Below are 20,627 nucleotides of genomic sequence, written 5' to 3' on the forward strand. Positions count from 1 at the left end.
AAAGGAATACAAACTATGAAAAAATTAGCGTTAGCAATGACCTTAATCGCAGCAAGCATTTCAACCAACCTTTATGCAGCTGATGAAAAACGCATTACCGAAACACTAACAATGAACCAAGGGCAAAATTTAGAAATTGATTTTCCAGTTGGCAGTATTGAGATCATCACTGTTGATGGTAATGAGCTAAGTATCGAAATTGAAATCGAAGGCAAAGACGAAGGTTGGTTCTCAAAGAACCGCGATGTATCAAATATTGAATTAAATAAACGTGTTCGTGATAACCGTATTTCTCTCGAAATTGACGAAGATAATCTTAATCAAGAGTGGGTTATTAAGGTACCAAAGTCTGCAGCCATTGATATTGAAGTAGGTGTTGGCAGTATAGAAATTCAAAAACTTGAAAACTCAGTCGATGCCGATGTAGGTGTTGGCTCAATTCGTATCGATACTGTACTTGATGACTTCAAGCGTATCGATTTATCGACTGGGGTAGGTGATACAAGTATTAAGGGTTTTAGTGGCGATTTAGAAAGCTCGCGTAACATCGTTAGCTCAGAAACAAGTTACTCTGGTAACGGTGAATACAGCATTGAAGCCGAAGTAGGTGTTGGCGATATTAAAGTTCGTAAATAAGTCATCTAACAAAAGAAAAAGGCGCTTTAAGCGCCTTTTTTCGTGTTTAAATTACTTGTTTGCCATGAACATCTGCAAACGTAAATGTTGCATCTGCATCACCAAATACATATACAGAACAAGTTCCCCAAGACTCAGGTATTTGCCATTTATTACCTGCTTCAACTAAAAATTGCGAATGATGATTATCACAACGTACTTCAAGGTTAGTTAAATTACCTTCAACATTATCAATTACAAAGCCACTGCGTTCTAACTGGTAACGCCAAAAGTCGCGATTGCCTATTGCAGCGTTAATCACCAATGGCTTTTCACTGGCTAAATAAGCGGTTATTTGATCGTAGTAAGGTGTTAATTTCGCTACATTCGGGTTGTCAGAATAATGCGTTTTCAAATTCTCAAATATCGATTTTGCATCACCATAAAGCTGACGTTCAATAGCTAAACTAAACGCACGCGCAGCAAAAGCACTGTATTGCGTTTCTTTTTGTAATTCACGATGTCTCAGAACGCTTTTAATAGCATTAAGCTCAGTTTCAGTGTCCTTTGTTTGTTCCGCAATTAACGAATTAAGAATCGCATAATACATATCTTCGTATGCATTCCAGCGCCCTTTCTCTTCTATTTTCGCCATTATTTTTTGCGCTTCGGCAATATTATTTTCTTCTAAATAACGGTTTGCCAATTTGTACTGCTTTACAAACTTCCTTGATGCACCTTTAGGAGTCTCGCTCAATCTAAAATCTAATTGCACTTGGTTTCGACATTGCTGAATCGCCTTACCATCCATTGTTGCTGGTGAATATTGCCATTTTTCAATGGATCTGCGCGCATACGATTCAAAAATTGGATTTGATGAGTTGTCCACAATCACATTCGAGGTTGTTCCATCCGGTTCTACCACAAAACTTAATTGTACCCACCCTTCTTTACCATCACGTGCTGCACTTACAGGATATTTGGGCGGTATCCGTTTGATTGCCTCGGCATTTACAATGGTATTTAAGTGAAGCTGGTCTGTTTTATTAATGACAGTGTTGTTTTCTGCTGTGCTTAAGGCACTTGCAGAAAGCACTAAAAATGAAAAAGGGATCATACTTTAAATCCTTTTTAAGTAATAATTTTCAACAGGTTACTCTTCATTAAAGTAAATTACAATGCTGCCGCCACTGAGTACACTGCCTTCGTTGTAATGCAAGCCAATACCAATATTATCAAACCATGAGGTCCATGGGCGAGTATCGATTAATAACCCACCACCATATTCGTAGTAATGTCCTGTACTAAACGCACTTCTTGCATCCCCCCCTAAATCAACACGTTGAAACTTCAAATAGATCGATTCGGTATGTTTTAGTTTCTGGTCGAGCTTAATTGTTGCACGGATGCTATTTGCAAAATACCAACCCGAAGGTGTTGCATCACGGGTTGTTTCATCACCACCAAACCCCTTGCCAAAAAAATGGTTATAGCTCGACTTTGCTAACCAATGTCCCCAACGGCTTTTCTTTTTGCGACTTAGGGTTAGACCAAAATCAGCCAAAAGCGAGTTTGCCGTTGTATTAAAGTAAATTCCTTCAACACCTGACTTTAATGCACGACTTTCAGCGCTGTTATAATCATGAACATTGTCATAGTGCATGATGTGTGCCCCTATATTCCCCTCTAAAAGCCAATTATCGTATCGGTAGAGAGATGTTTCATAATCAGCATAAGCAGTAAAAATTTTATCGTTGCTGTCATCAGGAATAATCAGATTATCAAACAGGACTTCTTGTGATTGTGAGATGTATGAGACATGAGTATTAATGCGAGATTCTTCATCAAGTTGAAACGTATAAGGTAATGCAAAAACTTGTAATTGCCTGCGTAAATCTAAGCTTTCATCATTGCCGCCTGACAAAGGCTCTAAAATATTAACCGGGTCAAAATTGCCAAACCCAAAACGTACAACGTCAGAGTCACTGATTACAACAGAGGATGCAAACGACTCTTCATAAGCTTTTTTGACAGTAGCAAATAATGGCGTGCTAAATAGAAAGAAAAATAATAGCCCTAATTTTTTCACAACAAATAATTTTTATTATAGTAATTCATGCTCGCCGCTAGTTATATCACTAAAACCCAACTGAATGCATCGCCCTAAAATAAATTTTATTGACATTTAGACGTCCAAAATGTTTCAATTGCCGCTCAATCACCCTATTTATAGTAAACAGCTTTTCCTAAAGCTGTTTACTCAAGGGCTGGAAGAGGTGCGTTATTCAGGTAGTTCAGTTGAGGAGAGCAAACTCCTAAGACTCTGAACGAGGGGAATTAACGCCGAGAGAGTATTGTTTTTGCTAACTCTAACTCTCGGGCGTCTGGGCTGAATCCCAGCGACTGTCACCAATTACTTATTATAAGTAAATATGTTTGGTGGAGAGCTTCTGGTCTTAGAAAAATAAGGCCATCTGCCTTATCTATTTTTAAGTCCATTGCTCTTCGAATTTTTAGTTGTTCGAAGTGGACTGAGCCTTTCCCTTAGCCTATCTCCGAACACGTATTAAGTTCGCTAGAGATGAAATCACAATTTAATTTAGCGCAGTACCCCTTATGGACTGCATTAGTCACACCATTTAACGATAATGGTGAGATTGATTTTGAAAATCTTGCTCAACTGGTTAGCGAGCAACAAGATGCCAATAACGGTATTTTATTGCTTGGAAGTACCGGTGAAGGCTTAGCCTTAACCACTACAGAACAACAAACGATCGTCCGTTTTGTTTGTGAGTTATCACCCAATGTCCCTTTAATGGTTGCTGTTGGCGGTATAAACCTGCCAGAACAACTCGCTTGGCTTGAGTTTTGTAATCAACAACCAATCGATGCGCTTTTGCTGGGCTCACCACTTTACGCAAAGCCCGGTTTAAAAGGTCAAATCCAATGGTTTGATACATTACTCAATGCCACAGAATTACCTTGCATGCTGTATAACGTGCCAGGTCGCAGTGCCGTTGCACTTGCTCCGGAACTGTTATCAGCACTAGGCCACCACAAAAACCTATGGGCGCTTAAAGAAGCCAGTGGTGATATTAGCAAGTTCGAAGTCTTTAGAACCAGCAATCCAAATGTTGCAATTTACAGTGGCGATGATGCCTTAATGCCTTACTTTGCCCAAGCAGGCGCCAAGGGATTAGTTTCTGTTGCAGCAAACGCCTGGCCTAAACAAACCGCAGAGTTTGTTCGCAGATCGCTTTCTGGTACACCAAACTTATTCACTACCTGGAGCGAGGCTGTAAATAGCTTATTTGAAGTGGCTAATCCTGTGCCTGTAAAAGTGCTAATGCATCAACAAGGCAAACTTAATACCCCTAATTTACGTCCACCGCTTACGCATCATGAGCTGGAATCACCTGCGGCAATTCTCGCTGCGAATCAAAAAATATTATCCTGGAATTAAGAGAGAAGTACTATGAACTGGCAAGAACTATTAAAAAACCTAGAAAATGGCTCTGTACGTGCAGCAAACCAAGATGAAAATGGTAACTGGCACGCAAATATTGAAGTTAAAAAAGGCATTTTAGACGTTTTTAAAAATGGTACTAACACTGAGTTTCCAGGTGGATTTGTTGATAAAGATAACCTAGCAGTACGCGGTTTTTCTGCTGAAGAAGGTGTACGTATGGTGCCTGGCGGTACTAGCGTTCGCCCTGGCGCTTATGTTGCAAGCGGTACCGTTATTATGCCACCAGCATATGTAAACATTGGCGCTTACATCGATTCCGGCACTATGGTTGACAGCCATGCACTGGTTGGTTCATGTGCACAAATTGGTAAAAATGTACATTTAAGTGCCGCTGTGCAAATAGGCGGTGTATTAGAGCCAGTTGGCGCAAGCCCAGTAGTCATTGAAGACGATGCCTTTATTGGTGCAGGCTGTGTCATTGTTGAAGGCGTAGTGGTTAAGAAAGGGGCTGTACTTGCACCGGGTGTTCGCTTGTCAGCAACAATCCCTGTTTATGACTGTGTAAATGAGCGCGTTTTAGAAAAAGGCGAGCCAATTCCAGAAAACGCGATTGTTATTCCGGGTTCTCGTCCAGCATCTAATCAGTGGGGTCGTGAGCAAGGTTTAAGCATGTCTTGTGCGCTCATTGTTAAATATCGTGATGAGCAAAGCGATGCGTCACTAGAACTTGAAGAGGCTTTACGTTAATGAGCTTCTTGAGCACACAACAGCGTCAAGTGCTGGCAGAGCTATGCCAGCAAAACGATACCCCCTTTTATGTTTATGATCTCGATAAACTAGAAGCGCATTTAACCACGTTAACATCTCAAAATGTGGTGAAGCTCTGGTATGCCGTTAAAGCCAATCCGCTTTCAGAGATTATTAAAACGTTAGATAAATGCGGTTTTGACTTTGATGTAGCAAGCAGTGGCGAGCTAAATCAGGTATTAGGTCAAGGCATAGACGCAAAACGTGTGCTCAACACTGGACCTGCTAAATCGAAAAAGCAGATCCAACACTTTCTCAGCAAAGGTGTTCGCACCTTTGTTGCTGAAAGTCATAATCAAGTGGCTTGGCTAAACCAAGCAGCTAGCGAACATAACATAACACTGCAAATCTTATTGCGGGTGCAACTGCGCTGGCCAGACAGTGAGAAAAACCCACTTGGCGGTGATAGCCTCACCCCTTTTGGTCTCGGCATTGAGGATTGGGCTACATTAAATATTACGGACTTTCCAGCGCTCGACTTTGCTGGATTACATATTTTCCAGTGGGGCAATATGCTCAGCAGTGACAAGCTTGCTGAACTATGGCGAGCCATGATTGCACCACTACAAAATTTAAGTGCACAGCTTGGATTTAAACTACGCATTTTAGATTTAGGCGGTGGTTTAGGTATTCCTTACACAGCAAATGATCAACACTTAGTATGGCCGCAATTATTAGATGCGCTCGATAACATCAAACAGTCTGTTGGCTGTGAAGAGCTGTGGATGGAGCTCGGCCGTTACGCCGTAGGCGAAATTGGCTTTTACGCAAATCCAGTTATTGAGCAAAAACAAAATTATGGCGCTAATCAACTCATTGTCGCTGGCGGCATAAATCATATTTTACGCCCTGCGGTAACTAATCAAGCATTTCCAGCCGAATTACTTCGCCAATCAAGTGAAGCGACTAAATCATTTTTAGTACATGGGCCACTTTGTACAGCACTGGATAGCCTTGGTGAATTTTCGTTAGCGTCAGATATAAATGAAACGGACTGGCTGATCTTTGCTCAGTGCGGAGCATATGGTTTTACTGAAAGTATGCCGTATTTTCTGTGCCACGAACTGCCAGCCGAATACACCTTTAAACAAGGCCAAATAAGCTGTGTAAGACAGCCAGAAACTGCCGATTATTACCTGAGGTAGCCATGAACCAAATAACACAAGAAAATATTCAAGTGGGTGAGATTGCTAATGGCTTACCACTGACAATTCCTGTTTATCGTCTTGAAGGAAACGGCTCAGGACCAAATGTGTATATTCAAGCGAATATGCATGGCGCAGAAGTGCAAGGCAATGCCGTAATTTATCAACTACTAGAAAAACTTAAACACGCTACTTTAGCTTCAAGCGTTACGCTAGTTCCTTATGCTAACCCCATTGGTTGCAACCAAAAATCAGGAGAATTTACTCTGGGTCGTTTTGATCCTATTACCGGTACCAACTGGAACCGTATGTATCAAGATCACTCACATCTTGTAAATGACTTTGTAGCTGAGTTTATCGACGCCGATATTGAAACCATTAAACGTGAATTTCAACAACGCTTAATCGATACTACGAGTGCTATTTTAGATGGCCCGAGTTATGCGCTAAATACAGGAAAACGTATTGCACTTAACTTACAAAAATTAGCACACCAAGCTGATATAGTGCTCGATTTACATACCGGACCAATTTCAGCTAAGCATTTATATTGCCCAACTTATGCTAAAAACAGCGCGCGCTATTTCGATATTGAACATGTTTTATTAATTCCAAATGAATTTGATGGTGCGATGGACGAAGCCAATTTTTGCCCATGGTGGCAATTAAGTGAAACGTATCAAGCTGCTGGACGAGATATCCCTGTGTTGGTTGAAGCCTTTACCGTTGAGCTTGGTTCACAAGAAAAAATTGATCTTAGCGAAGCTGAAAACGATGCAAATAGCATCTTAAGCTATTTAACCTATAAAGAAGCGTTGCTTAACTCACAGTTTAAGCCACAACCAATTACGCGCTATGCATGTTACTTAAATGATTATCTAGCGTTCTACGCTCCTATGGGTGGCATGGTTGAATACACCGCAGAGTTAGGCAGTCATATAAAGACAGGCGATACCATTGCCAAAATTTTACGCATGGAGCGCTATTTATCAGAGCAACCACTAAATAACATCACCCTTGATAAAGATGCCATAACCATCTTGCATTTCGCTTCAGCAAGTGTAAATCAAGGCACTGAGCTATATAAATTTTTCACAAATTATTTTGAATTGTAACAGTTGCGTGAGAAGTCCCCTTTGGGGCACAAGGCGGCATTTATGCCGCCTTTTTTATGTCACAATTTTGGTTATAATAAAGGTCCACTCTATTTAGGGAAAAAATAATGCGCCTTTTAGTTCCTGGTTTACTACTCGCACTGACCAGCTCATTTGCACTTGCAAACGAAACCCCTTCTGAAAAAGAACTCGCCAAACAATGTATTTTAAATGAACTGGCAGCTGGTGATGACTCGCAAACACTTGCCGAAGTGAAAAAGAAATGCCTGAAAATAACCGACATGGACGATATGTCAGCTATTGATAAGCGCGTTATTAGAGAAAAGGTTACGACTAATAACCCAAATGTAATTACACCACATAAACGGAATTACATTTTACCCATCACGTATATGGATAGACCGAAGTTTACACCTGCGGCGAGTGATCCTAATTTAAAGGGTGCGCCACTAGATGATTTGGAAGCTAAATTTCAACTGTCACTCAAAGTACCCTTGTACCAAAGTAAATCAGATTTAGATCAAGCATTTTATTTTGGTTTTACATTGCAGTCCTATTGGCAACTCTACAATAATGAAATTTCATCGCCGTTTCGTGAAACAAATTATCAACCTGAGATTTTCTGGTTGAACTTACTCGATGATGAAAATCGCTTATGGGGCGATGAAATGGGTGTAGCAATTGGCTTTGAACACCAATCCAATGGTCGTAATATCCCACTTTCACGCTCATGGAATCGTATTTATGCAAATCTGTTTTGGGAGCAAAACGGGTTTGTTTTTAGTTTCAGACCTTGGTACCGCGTGCCTGAGGAAGAAAAGCTTGATGAAGACGACCCTACCGGTGATGATAACCCTGATATCCATGAATATATGGGACATTTTGAGTTTGCTACGATTTATCGCTATGAAGAGCATGAATTTACTGTCATGTTACGCAACAACTTAAAGTCAGATAACAAAGGTGCTGTGCAGCTTGATTGGTCATTCCCAGCGTGGGGACGGTTACGTGGCTATGCGCAATATTATAATGGTTATGGCGAAAGCTTAATTGATTACAACCAGCATATTGAACGCTTTGGTGTAGGTATTTTATTAACCGACTTTTTATAACTCCTAACTATTTCGTTAAATTTCAAATATAAAAAAACCAGCCTAAGCTGGTTTTTTTATTACAAAACGAAATCGCTATTAGGCTTTTTTCGCTTCGCGGCTAGCACGCTTACGCTCGCTTTCAGTAAGAAGTTTCTTACGAATACGAATGCTTTCAGGCGTTACTTCTACTAGTTCATCATCATCGATAAACTCAAGCGCTTGCTCAAGAGACATAATGATTGGTGGCACAAGGTTTTGTGCTTCATCAGTACCTGATGCACGAACGTTAGTAAGCTGCTTACCTTTAAGCGCATTAACTGTAAGGTCGTTATCACGCGCGTGAATACCGATGATCATACCTTCGTATACTTCTACACCGTGACCAATGAATAGTTTACCGCGGTCTTGTAGGTTGAATAGTGCGTTAGTAAGCGCTTTACCTGTTGCGTTAGCAATAAGTACACCGTTCTTACGCTGACCAATGTTACCGCCTTTGTGAGGACCATAATGATCGAACGTGTGGTACATTAAACCTGAACCAGACGTCAGTGTCATAAAGTCAGTTTGGAAACCGATTAGACCACGTGAAGGCATCATAAAGTCCATACGGATACGGCCTTTACCATCTGGTGCCATATCAGTCATTTCAGCTTTACGCAGACCAAGTTGTTCCATGATTGAACCTTGGTGCTCTTCTTCAACGTCAACTGTTACTGTTTCGTATGGTTCTTCTAATTGACCATCTACTTCGCGAAGGATTACTTCTGGACGAGATACTGCAAGCTCGTAACCTTCACGACGCATGTTCTCGATTAAGATACCTAAGTGAAGCTCACCACGACCTGATACGCGGAAGCTATCTGGGTTATCTGTTTCTTCAACACGTAGTGCAACGTTGTGAACTAGTTCAGCTTGTAAACGCTCAAGAATGTTACGTGAAGTAACGAACTTACCTTCTTGACCTGAGAAAGGTGAAGTATTTACAGAGAATGTCATAGTTACTGTTGGTTCATCAACAGAAAGTGCTGGAAGTGCTTCAACTTGGTTTACATCACATACTGTGTCAGAGATTTTAAGCTCACCCAAACCTGTAATTGCGATGATGTCGCCAGCTTGCGCTTGTTCAGCTTCGTGACGATCAAGGCCTAAATAAGTAAGTACCTGACCTACTTTACCATTACGCTTAGAACCATCCGCACCAACAATCGTTACCTGCTGGTTAACTTTAACCGTACCACGCTTGATACGACCTACACCGATAACACCGATATATGAGTTGTAGTCAAGCTGTGAAATTTGCATTTGGAATGCGCCTTCAGGATCCGCGTCTGGCTTTGCTACTTGATCAACAATTGCTTCAAACATAGGTTGCATGTTGTCTGATGGCTCATCAAGATCCATCGTTGCCCAACCATTGATTGCTGATGCATAGATAACTTGGAAATCAAGCTGTTCATCAGTAGCACCTAGGTTATCGAATAAGTCGAATACTTGGTCCATTACCCAATCAGGGCGCGCGCCTGGCTTGTCGATTTTGTTGATAACAACAATCGGCTTAAGACCTAATGCGAATGCTTTTTGCGTAACGAAGCGCGTTTGTGGCATCGGACCTTCTTGCGCATCAACAAGTAGTAATACTGAATCTACCATTGAAAGAACACGTTCTACTTCACCACCAAAGTCGGCGTGTCCCGGAGTGTCTACGATGTTAATGTGGTAGTCATTCCATTCAATTGCAGTGTTTTTAGCTAGGATTGTAATACCGCGCTCTTTCTCGATATCATTTGAATCCATTACACGTTCTTCATTACCGCCACGTGTTTCTAATGTACCTGATTGTTCAAGTAGCTTATCAACTAGTGTTGTTTTACCGTGGTCAACGTGCGCGATAATCGCAATATTACGTAATTTTTCGATACTCATATTTTTACTCAAGTTAGTGCTCTGGATAAAAGCTACGGATTATCTGATAAGCACAATACCTATCAAAGCCCGCTAAAAATCTAAGCTAAACACTTTTTATGTCATCCTAATGATGATGCTAAAAAGGGTCTGTGCTTGCAAAAAGTGGCGTATTATCCCTTATTACTGTGACAGATGAAAGTTTAGACAGAATAAAAATAGCTGATTTTTGCGATATTTTTGTCACATTGCTGGTTTATTTTAAAAAAACTATTTTAGCCTTGAGCTTCAAAACGTATTTACTACACTTTTACTCGCACCACACAGGTGCAACCAGGGATCTTTTTGGTGCATCAAATTGGTGCAAAACAAGAAAGGAAACATGATAAACAAGAAATTTCAATAACTTATAAAACTGGCACAAAACCCGCTTTATAGAGAGCGATTTCAAAATTAAAACACAACACACGGTTGGAGGACTATATGTCACACACGGTTTTACAATTTATTAAGGAAAACGACGTTAAGTTTGTTGACCTTCGTTTCACTGATACAAAAGGTAAAGAGCAGCACGTTTCAATTCCTCATCACCAAGCTGACGAAGATTTCTTTGAAGATGGTAAAATGTTTGACGGTTCTTCAATTGCTGGTTGGAAAGGTATCAACGAATCTGACATGGTATTAATGCCTGATGCAGACTCAGCTAAACTTGACCCTTTTGCAGAAGAAACAACTTTAATCGTACGTTGTGATGTAGTTGAGCCTTCAACACTTCAAGGTTATGAGCGTGACCCACGTTCTGTTGCTAAGCGCGCTGAAGAATACATGCGTTCTACAGGTATCGCTGACACTGTTCTTTTCGGCCCTGAACCAGAATTTTTCCTATTCGACGATGTTAAGTTTAAAACTGACATGTCTGGTTCTATGTACAAAATCGATGCTGAAGAAGCGTGTTGGAATTCAGATAAAGATTACGAAGGCGGTAACTCAGGTCACCGTCCTGGCGTGAAAGGCGGTTATTTCCCGGTTGCTCCTGTTGATTCATCACAAGATTGGCGTTCAGCAACATGTCTTGTTCTAGAGGAGATGGGTCAAGTAGTTGAAGCACATCACCATGAAGTAGCTACAGCTGGCCAGAACGAGATCGCAACTCGCTTTAATACAATGGTACTTAAAGCAGATGAAATTCAAGAAATGAAATACGTTATCCACAACATGGCTCACCTTTACGGTAAAACAGCGACATTCATGCCGAAGCCAGTTGTAGGTGATAATGGTTCAGGTATGCACTGTCACCAATCACTTGCTAAAGATGGTCAAAACATCTTCGCAGGCGATAAGTACGGTGGTCTATCTGAAGAAGCACTTTACTACATCGGTGGTATTATCAAGCACGCTCGCGCAATCAATGCGTTTGCAAATGCGTCAACAAACTCTTACAAGCGTCTAGTACCAGGTTTTGAAGCGCCAGTTATGCTTGCATACTCTGCACGTAACCGCTCTGCATCAATCCGTATTCCTGTTGTACCTTCTGCAAAAGCGCGCCGTATTGAAGTTCGCTTCCCAGACCCAACAGCTAACCCATACTTAGCGTTCTCAGCAATGCTTATGGCTGGCCTTGACGGTATTAAGAACAAGATCCACCCAGGTGAAGCAATGGATAAAGATCTATACGATCTACCAGCTGAAGAAGCGGCTGAAATCCCAACTGTTGCGGGTTCACTTGACGAAGCACTTGCTGCACTAGATGCAGACCGTGAATTCTTAATTCAAGGTGGCGTATTCACTGATGACTTAATTGATGCGTACATCAACCTTAAGAGTCAAGAAGTAGAAAAATTAAACAGTACAACTCACCCTGTTGAGTTTGAAATGTACTACAGCGTGTAATTATTACACGCCTCCAGATTCAATTTATTGTTTCAATGTGTGTTCCTAAGCCCGTTCTGCGGGCTTTTTTTGTGGAAAAATGATTATATATATTATACATTTGTACTAACTGTACCTTATCATATTGTTAAACTGACAGTTTCTACTATCTGTTTTTACAAGGTAACAGGCGAACTTTCCGGTTCGGTACTAAAATAAAAATAATATATACAAGCAAGGATCCGATGTGGCTTTAAAAAGCACTCTGCTATCACTCTTAATTTTTCTACTGTTATTTCCTTTAGCAGACCTTGCTGCGAAAGAAATTTACATGTGGCGTGATGAAAATGGTGTTTTAGTATTTTCAGATACTAAGCGACCAGGCGCGAAAGTGATCTCACTCGCAGATGATAAAGTCACCAGTATGAAAAAAGCAGACACATCCGTCTTTGAAAAAAACAATACGCAAACAAAAATCATTGAATACGGCATTCAAATTGTTTCACCAAGCCATGAAGAAACGATTCGTGACAATACTGGCTCACTGCATGTTTCAGCCCGTATAACGCCAAGTTTTAATCCAAAATTCAAAGCACAACTTTTGTTTAATGGAAAACGAAATACACCTCCCCAATCAAATGCTGTATTTGTAATGCGTAACGTAGATAGAGGCGCGCATACCCTCCAAGCACAACTATTTGATGAAGAAGGTAACGTCGTGGCCACCAGCGAACAAATCACCTTTTTTATGCATCGTGCGAGCAGTATTGCAAAATAATCTCCCCCTGGAAAATCGAGTATTTTAAAGCTTTGTTATAAGCTAATAACGGAACACTTCTTGCTTTTGTAGTGTAATCTTCAATTTCGATTGATATTATTTAAAACAACGCACTAAAATGGTGCAGTAATGCTTAAAGACATCTCTAATTACAGTAAATTACTCGAAAACCTAACGAACTGCGTTTTGTTGGTCGATGGCAAATTTAAACTTTGTTACGCCAACACCAGTGCAAGTGAACTATTTGGTATTAGTACCAAACGTATTGTTGCGACTAATTTTAAGCAGTTATTCCATCATCATTCTATTGATTTAAATAAAATTCTTGAGAATACATTCAACAATGGTAACGACTGTGTTCAGCATCGCGCAAACGTTGTATTTATCGATGGTAGACATGCCACCATTAGTGTGTCATCAAGGCGTATTGAACTCGATAATACGAATTTAATGCTGCTTGAGTGCCGCTCATTAAACCAAGAATTAAAACATGACCAGGCATCTCATCAAATGCACCAACAAAGTGCAGCGCGTAATTTAATTCGCGGCCTAGCTCACGAAATCAAAAATCCGTTGGGTGGTATTCGGGGAGCAGCGCAGCTGCTGCAATATGAGAGCGATCAACAAGAGCGCGTGCAATGTGCAAACTTAATCATTGAGCAAGCAGATCGCCTCACAGAATTGGTTGACCGACTACTTGGTCCTAATCAGCTACCGAAAAAAGAGTGGATCAATATACATCAAACATTAGAGTCAGTAATTAAGCTCAGTTTGCTCGATAACCAACACAAAATTAAGCTAATAAAAGATTACGATCCGAGCATTCCCGATGTATACATAGATAATGGTAAAATCCAGCAAGTCTTACTTAACATTGTTAAGAATGCCCAACATGCCCTCAATAAGCTTGCCGAGTTAGGATCTATTACGCTTAAAACTCGCGTAAAGCACCATATACGTTTACACAACAAAGCTTTTAAAAACGCCTTACTGATTCAAATTATTGATAATGGCCCAGGCATCGATGATGCCATAAAAGAAACACTTTTCTTTCCCATGGTCACAAATAAAGATGGTGGTTCAGGTCTTGGTCTTGCCATCGCTCAAACCCTTATCGATCAACACCGCGGTTATATTGAATGTGATAGCTGGCAAGGCCACACCGAGTTTAATATTTATTTACCCCTTTCAATGGAGAAGCCAGAATGAAAACTGTTTGGATAGTTGATGATGATGCTTCAATTCGTTTTGTTTTAGAAACAGCGCTAAAGCGAGCAGGATTTAGCACAGAGTCATTTGCCAATGCAGAAGCAGCTGCATCAGCGCTTGAATACGACCAACCAACAGTGCTTATTTCTGATGTAAGAATGCCTGGTCAAGATGGCATGTCATTACTGGAAGACATTGTTGAGCAAAACCCTGGACTGCCAGTCATCATTATGACTGCTCACTCTGATCTCGACTCAGCTGTACAAGCTTTTCAGAAAGGCGCTTTTGAATACTTAGCAAAACCGTTTGATTTAAATGAAGCTGTATCTCTGGTTGAAAGTGCATGTCGTGCAAATACCCGAGTGAAAATAAAACCAAATAAAATGGAAAAAAAGGCGCCTGACATAATTGGCGAAGCGCCTGCCATGCAAGAAGTTTTTCGCGCCATTGGTAAACTCAGTGCATCCAGTATGAGCGTGCTTATCAATGGTGAATCAGGTACAGGTAAAGAACTGGTTGCAGGGGCACTGCACAATCATAGCCCGCGCCGTGAAAAAACCTTTATCGCACTCAATATGGCAGCAATCCCAAAAGACTTGGTAGAGTCCGAATTATTTGGTCATGAAAAAGGCGCTTTTACAGGCGCAGACAGTGTTCGTAAAGGCCGCTTTGAACAAGCTAATGGCGGAACCCTTTTTCTTGATGAAATTGGTGATATGCCACTTGATGTACAGACCCGTTTACTGCGTGTACTTGCCGATGGCGAGTTTTATCGCGTTGGCGGACACCAAAGTATCAAGGTTGATGTCCGTATTATTGCCGCCACGCACCAAGACCTTGAAAAGTTAGCCAGAGAAGGTAAATTCCGTGAAGATCTCTTCCATCGTTTAAATGTAGTGCGGTTAAAGCTACCACCGTTACGCGAACGCAGTGAAGATATTGAAAAGTTAGCCAATTTCTTTCTTACTCGCAGCGCTAAAGAGCTAAAAGTAGACAGTAAAATTCTTTCAAAAGAAGCTGCAAAAGAAATGATGGCATTTGCTTGGCCAGGTAATGTTCGCCAGCTTGAAAATACGTGCCGCTGGTTAACCGTGATGACACCAGGTCAATTAATCAGCATCGAAGATCTGCCCAATGAGATTACAGAGCAAGCGGTACTCAGTGAGAGTAATCAAGAAACCGACTGGCAACAGCAGTTTCAAATTTGGTTTGAAGCGGAGCTAAAACAAGGAAAACATAATATTTGGCCTGATATTCAAAATAAAATTGAAAGCCAAATCATTAAAAGTGCATTAAAACACAGTAATGGTCACAAACAAGATGCTGCACATTTAATTGGTTGGGGACGCAATACACTCACCAGAAAGTTAAAAGAGCTTAACATTGAGCGCTAAGCTTAAATAAACGCTTAGCACTCATTTTATTAAAGTAATAATAAGTGATGTTTTAAACACTCTCATTTATCTGAAGTAATATGCTTGTAGTTAAAGTTAGTTTTAGTTTAAGCGGCTGTTTTTTATCATTTTGCGCTGGCGATAGTGATGATAAAGTGCAATATTTAAAGCTCTCACGAAAAATAGCAGGATAAAAGATGTTTAGCACGGAGTCTCTTCTGACGAGCTTTTCGCAGCGTTATAAAATAGCGCTGCTGGTAATCGCTATTTTGATTTCATGTTCATTTTTTATCATTACGTTCGAGCAAAAAAAACAAGAGAGCTATGCCCATGTCATAAATGTTGCCGGAGAGCAGCGCATGCTCTCTCAACGCGTCGCGCTATTAGCGAGTTATGCACTCAATACCCAACAAAGTGATTATCACAAACAAGAATTAATTAAAGCGGCATCTAAGTTACAAAATAACCAACAACAATTAGCCCAATTACTCACACAATTTGATCGAACTTCCCAGGCTGCGATCCTAGCACTTTATCAGGGTGACAATAATCTATCAGCGCAAATCAACGATTACACTTCAGCCGCTTTATTGCTCGCGCAAAACTCTTCTCTTTCACGCAAACAAAGTGCATTTTTTAGAGCTGAATACACCGACCCTTTACTAACGCAATTAGATCAGGTTGTTACACTCTTTGAGCAAGCAATTCTAAATGAGAAACAAGCACAAAAAGAGCTGATTTATATTATTTGGTTTGGCGCGTTAATTAGCCTGTTGGGGTTGGCATTTTTATTACTTAAACCGACCCAGTCTTGGCTTGCAGATACCTACAATAAATTATTAATAGAGCGAAATCGAGCAAGTGATTTTGAGTTTGCTTTAAACAAACATTCGGTAGTGATTCAAGTCGATAAAAATACAAACATTCTCTATTACAACAAGATGTTTAGTCACTTTTATGGCTATGCTGAACAAGAAATTATCAATCATTCGACAGACATTCTACGCAGTAATTATCACGAAACCTCATACTATTCAGACATTACTGATGCATTAGCTAATCACAAAGTCTGGCATGGCGAAATATGCAATAAAGCTAAAAACGGTCGTTTGTATTGGTTTAGCACAACAATAGTCCCCCTTCGTGATAACGATAAGGGCATGCGTACATCCATAATTATTCAAAATGATATTACAGAGCAAAAACATGCTGAGTTTGCGCTTAAACGTTTACACGAAGTAACCAGTGATACCAGTGTTTCACTTGATGATAAGATTAATGCCATTCTTGATCTCGGCTGTGATATTTTCCAGTTACAATTTGGCATTGTCAGTGAAATATCTGATAACTATAAAGTTCTTTACAGTGCGTGCCCAAATAACGAAATAACCCCTCAACAAGAATTCGAATTCGAGCAAACCTATTGCTACCATACCTTTAAGGCTAACCAGGCGCTTGCTTATAATCATGTCGCCGAAACAGACATTGCAACCCACCCTTGTTACAAAAACTTTGGCCTAGAAAGTTATATTGGCTGTCCTATTTTTGTTGAGGGCAAACGCTTCGGTACACTGAATTTTTCCAGTCCCGAACCCTCACATCACCCATTTACCAATAACGACCTCGAAATCATTCGATTATTTGCACAGTGGATTGGTTTCGAAATGATGCGCATCAACCAAAGAGAACAACTGCTTTCTCAACAACAGTTGATGGAAGAGATGAGCGAACAAGCCCAAATTGGTGCTTGGGAGTACAATGTCAGAGATAACTCTTTGTATTGGTCTAGTATGACCAAACGCATTCATCAAGTTGAGCAAGACTTTGAACCTCAAGTAGATACCGCCATCGATTATTATAAAGCAGGCGAAAACCAAGAACGTATTGCTGAATTGATGCGTTTAGCTATCGAAGAAGGTAAACCCTTTCAAGAAGAGTTACAGCTTATTACAGCAAAAGGCAATGAAATTTGGGTAGCAGCCCGAGCACAACCTGAAATGGAAGGTGATCAATGTTTACGTGTATTTGGCTCATTTCAAGACATCACTGAGCGCATCGCAGCACAAGATAACTTAAAAGAAACAAACCAACGCCTTGAGTTTGTCTTGCACTCAACGAGTGTGGGTATTTGGGATTGGGATGTCGAAAGTGGAAAAACTATATTTAATGATCGTTGGGCAACAATGATTGGCTACACTCTCGATGAATTGATGCCAACCTCTGTCGATACGTGGATGAGTTTACTTCACCCAGAGGATCTCGCTAAAGCTGAGCAACAACTTCAGCGCCATTGGCAAGGCGATGCTGAACACTACAGTTGTGAAACTCGGATGAAGCACAAAAATGGAGAATGGGTTTGGGTGCTCGATACTGGTAAAATTGTTTCGAGGCATCCAGATGGCACACCAAAACGAATGATCGGCACCCACATCGACATTCATCATTCCAAGCAGGCTGAGCTCGAAATCCAAGACAAAAACCAGCGTATGGCGTTAGCTGCTGACTCTGCCGGCATCGGTATCTGGGATTACAACGTCCAAACCCAAGAGTTAAAGTGGGATGATTGGATGTTTAAGCTTTACGGCATTGAAAATAATGGCTTTCAAGGTGCATACGACGCTTGGGAAAACGGCTTACACCCTGATGATAAAGACGATGCAGTGGCGGCATTGCAACATGCACTTGAAACAAACTCAAAGTTTGATACCGAATTTAGAATTATCACCCCTACGGGCGTGACTCGCTACATTAAAGCATCTGCTATTAATAAGCTAAATGAAAACGGCCAAGTATCTAACATGGTTGGTGTGAATTACGACATTACAGAGCGGGTTGAAAATGAATTAGCGCTCACTAAAGCAAAAGTGGAAGCTGAAACGGCCGTAGTTGCTAAAGATGAGTTTTTAGCGAGTATGAGTCACGAAATCCGCACGCCTATGAATGGTGTTATTGGCATGCTTGACTTATTACACGACAGTCCGCTTAATGATGAGCAAAGCCACCGCTTATCTATCGCTAAAAATAGTGCCAATTCACTGCTTAATCTCATTAATGACATTCTTGATTTTTCAAAAATAGAAGCAGATAAACTTGAACTTGAACACATTCAATTCGACCTCAATTTAATGTTATCAGAGGTGATTGAACTCTTTGCAATGCATGCTGAAAAAAAAGGGCTTGAGCTAATATTGGATACACTTAATCTGAGTGAACACAGCATTATTGGCGATCCCGGCAGGATCCGACAAATATTGTCGAACCTTATCGGAAATGCAATCAAGTTTACCCATCTAGGCGAAATTGTTATTAGCGCTTCGCTCGCACATGAAGACGATGAGTTTTGGCGATTACAACTGATAGTTAAAGACACAGGTATTGGCATTGCACCCAATAAGCAACAACAGGTTTTTGAGTTATTTAGTCAAGAAGACTCATCAACTACGCGCAATTATGGTGGTACAGGCCTTGGCTTAGCGATCGTTAAAAAGCTATGTAACCGCATGATGGGAGATGTAACTTTAGTCAGCCAACAAAATATGGGCAGCGAGTTCACATGTAATATTCGTGTTGCAAAAGCCAAACAAAATAAGCTTTATCAACCTACAGTATCGATCGATGATCTGAATATCTTAGTGGTTGATGATAACCAAACTAATTGTGAAATACTGACAAAACAACTGCAAAACTGGGGCGCACATGTTACCTCCTGTACCAACGGGCATGATGCTTTGAGTCTTTGCCGTGAAAGCCTTACAAATGCATCAAAATTTGATGTTGCAATACTTGATATGCAGATGCCTCAATTAAGTGGCGATATGCTTGCTAGAGAGCTCAAAGCAGATTCAAGCCTTGCTGATATTAAGCTCATCATGATGACATCAATGCAACACAAAGGCGATGCCAAGTACTTTGCTGATATTGGCTTTAGTGGCTATTTTCCAAAACCCGCAACAAGTACCGATTTGCACGCAGCCTTACAAATCATTGTGGATAACGGTGAACCACTGAAACAAGCTCAACCACTGCTGACAAGACATTACATTAACGAGTTAAGTCAAGCTCAGGTTCAAAAAGAAGAAGCTGCATTACCGCAATTAAAAATCTTATTGGTCGAAGATAATAAAGTAAATCAACTCGTAGCCAAGGGGATTTTGGGCAAGTTGGAACAGCAATGCGACCTTGCTGAAAACGGACTTGAAGCCATAGCAAAGCTCAAAGAAACGACAGAGCCATACGACATTATTTTTATGGATATTCAAATGCCGGAAATGGATGGCTTCCAAGCAACGAATGCGATTCGCCAAGGGCAAGCAGGTGAACATCACCAAAACACGACCATTATTGCGATGACGGCCAATGCAATGGAAGGTGACAGAGATAAGTGTTTGCAAGCAGGAATGGACGAATACATATCCAAACCAATTACACTTGATGCGTTAAAGGAAAAGCTTGCTGTATTTATATTATGATGACAGGTAATTAGTTAACAAAACCACCAATTCCTTTCTAAATATATCGCCATTATGCCTGCAAGCAACAGCAGGAGTAATATCTGGATAAAGAATTTTATCAACCAAGCTATTAATCAGTATAAATACTGCAAACTCAGTTTTATTGCTTACATCGCAGGTGGGAGACGAGCAAAAAGGGGCTAAGGTCATTGCCAAATTACGATATACCGCTTTCCGGTCGACTTCAGGATCAGAGCTGACAATGTCTGAGTGCAAACGCGCATTCAAGTGCAAGGTTCGAAACACACTTTTTTTTTCATTCATAAATAGATATGTTTCGTGTACGAGTACATTAATCGCTTCAGTTAAATCTGTATGCTGACGCTTTTCCTGTACTTCTGACCAGAACTTTAAATCTTGCCCAAAATCTTGGTACAACAAAGGAAGAAGAGACTCTTTATCTTTGAATCTGCGATAAAACGTACCGACAGAGACACCTGCTTCGCTCGCTAGCTCTTTAACCGAAATATGTTCAAAAAATTTATCTTCTAATTTGACATATAACGCATTAAGTAATTTTTTTTGTGTGCTCAAACTTCTCGTCTGATGGGCTTTAATAACTAAACTAGCCATAATTTTTTAACGACTTAAAACATATCAATATGATGCGTGATTTCAAAAGCACCATCAAGTTAAACAATACCGCAAAATGTGAACCTGAATTCACATTTTACATTATTCCTGTATAATCGCTCATAATTCAAACTAACTTAACTGAT

The 20,627-nt window shown here is 40.5% G+C and carries 15 protein-coding genes and 1 riboswitch; of the genes, 11 read left to right on the forward strand and 4 right to left on the reverse strand.

All coding sequences use genetic code 11. From position 1 onward, the window contains the following. Window positions 1–15: 15 nt before the first annotated feature. Entirely contained in the window at window positions 16–636 is a 621-nt protein-coding gene (locus OM33_RS01740; RefSeq protein WP_038637935.1) for a DUF4097 family beta strand repeat-containing protein, read from the forward strand. Between the two features lie 46 nt (window positions 637–682). Here OM33_RS01740 and OM33_RS01745 read toward each other — a convergent pair whose 3' ends face one another. Both OM33_RS01745 and OM33_RS01750 read right to left on the reverse strand, forming a co-directional pair. Then, window positions 683–1,732 (reverse strand): energy transducer TonB, encoded by a 1,050-nt coding sequence (locus tag OM33_RS01745; protein WP_038637939.1) that lies wholly within the window; start codon window positions 1,730–1,732, stop codon window positions 683–685. A 36-nt stretch (window positions 1,733–1,768) separates the two neighbouring features. After that, on the reverse strand, window positions 1,769–2,704 hold the full coding sequence (locus OM33_RS01750; protein ID WP_038637941.1) for a Solitary outer membrane autotransporter beta-barrel domain: 936 nt from the start codon (window positions 2,702–2,704) through the stop codon (window positions 1,769–1,771). A gap of 174 nt (window positions 2,705–2,878) precedes the next feature. Further along, a riboswitch (Lysine riboswitch) is annotated at window positions 2,879–3,073 on the forward strand. 123 nt (window positions 3,074–3,196) lie between these two features. On the opposite strand from OM33_RS01750, the gene dapA reads away from it, so the two are divergent. From dapA to OM33_RS01775, 5 genes are all read left to right on the forward strand, one after another. After that, complete coding sequence (gene dapA, locus OM33_RS01755; protein WP_038637944.1) at window positions 3,197–4,078, forward strand: 4-hydroxy-tetrahydrodipicolinate synthase; 882 nt, start codon at window positions 3,197–3,199, stop codon at window positions 4,076–4,078. Between the two features lie 12 nt (window positions 4,079–4,090). Beyond that, window positions 4,091–4,831, forward strand: a complete 741-nt coding sequence (locus OM33_RS01760; protein WP_038637946.1) for a 2,3,4,5-tetrahydropyridine-2,6-dicarboxylate N-succinyltransferase — start codon at window positions 4,091–4,093, stop codon at window positions 4,829–4,831. After that, window positions 4,831–6,036, forward strand: a complete 1,206-nt coding sequence (locus OM33_RS01765) for a PLP-dependent decarboxylase (RefSeq protein ID WP_038637949.1) — start codon at window positions 4,831–4,833, stop codon at window positions 6,034–6,036. Before OM33_RS01760 ends, OM33_RS01765 begins: the two co-directional genes overlap by 1 nt. Window positions 6,037–6,038: 2 nt before the next feature. Next, window positions 6,039–7,151 (forward strand): succinylglutamate desuccinylase/aspartoacylase family protein, encoded by a 1,113-nt coding sequence (locus tag OM33_RS01770; protein WP_038637952.1) that lies wholly within the window; start codon window positions 6,039–6,041, stop codon window positions 7,149–7,151. 107 nt (window positions 7,152–7,258) lie between these two features. Then, window positions 7,259–8,263, forward strand: coding sequence for a phospholipase A (locus OM33_RS01775; protein WP_038637955.1), 1,005 nt, complete (start codon window positions 7,259–7,261; stop codon window positions 8,261–8,263). Between the two features lie 78 nt (window positions 8,264–8,341). Here OM33_RS01775 and typA read toward each other — a convergent pair whose 3' ends face one another. After that, window positions 8,342–10,168: a translational GTPase TypA gene (gene typA / locus OM33_RS01780; RefSeq protein WP_038637958.1), complete on the reverse strand. Its 1,827-nt coding sequence runs from the start codon at window positions 10,166–10,168 to the stop codon at window positions 8,342–8,344. A gap of 462 nt (window positions 10,169–10,630) precedes the next feature. Here typA and glnA point away from each other — a divergent pair, with 462 nt between their 5' ends. The 5 genes from glnA to OM33_RS21915 all read left to right on the forward strand — a co-directional run bounded on the left by glnA (window position 10,631) and on the right by OM33_RS21915 (window position 19,866). Further along, the gene (glnA, locus tag OM33_RS01790; RefSeq protein WP_038637964.1) at window positions 10,631–12,037 is read left to right on the forward strand and encodes a glutamate--ammonia ligase; all 1,407 of its coding nucleotides are present in this window, start codon (window positions 10,631–10,633) and stop codon (window positions 12,035–12,037) included. A gap of 226 nt (window positions 12,038–12,263) precedes the next feature. After that, complete coding sequence (locus OM33_RS01795) at window positions 12,264–12,794, forward strand: DUF4124 domain-containing protein (protein WP_052140860.1); 531 nt, start codon at window positions 12,264–12,266, stop codon at window positions 12,792–12,794. Between the two features lie 129 nt (window positions 12,795–12,923). Then, a complete protein-coding gene (gene glnL / locus OM33_RS01800; protein ID WP_038637967.1) occupies window positions 12,924–14,003 on the forward strand; it encodes a nitrogen regulation protein NR(II) in 1,080 nt (359 codons plus the stop codon). After that, on the forward strand, window positions 14,000–15,397 hold the full coding sequence (gene glnG / locus OM33_RS01805; RefSeq protein ID WP_038637971.1) for a nitrogen regulation protein NR(I): 1,398 nt from the start codon (window positions 14,000–14,002) through the stop codon (window positions 15,395–15,397). The genes glnL and glnG overlap by 4 nt, the downstream gene beginning before the upstream one ends. A 197-nt stretch (window positions 15,398–15,594) precedes the next feature. Then, window positions 15,595–19,866 carry a PAS domain-containing protein gene (locus OM33_RS21915; RefSeq protein ID WP_052140861.1) on the forward strand — a complete coding sequence of 1,424 codons (4,272 nt, stop codon included), beginning with the start codon at window positions 15,595–15,597 and terminating at the stop codon, window positions 19,864–19,866. On the opposite strand, the gene OM33_RS01815 is transcribed toward OM33_RS21915, so the two are convergent. Then, on the reverse strand, window positions 19,861–20,481 hold the full coding sequence (locus OM33_RS01815) for a TetR/AcrR family transcriptional regulator (RefSeq protein ID WP_052140862.1): 621 nt from the start codon (window positions 20,479–20,481) through the stop codon (window positions 19,861–19,863). The genes OM33_RS21915 and OM33_RS01815 overlap by 6 nt on opposite strands. Window positions 20,482–20,627: the final 146 nt, after the last annotated feature.

The sequence above is a fragment of the Pseudoalteromonas piratica genome, assembly GCF_000788395.1.
Taxonomy (GTDB): Bacteria; Pseudomonadota; Gammaproteobacteria; order Enterobacterales; family Alteromonadaceae; genus Pseudoalteromonas; species Pseudoalteromonas piratica.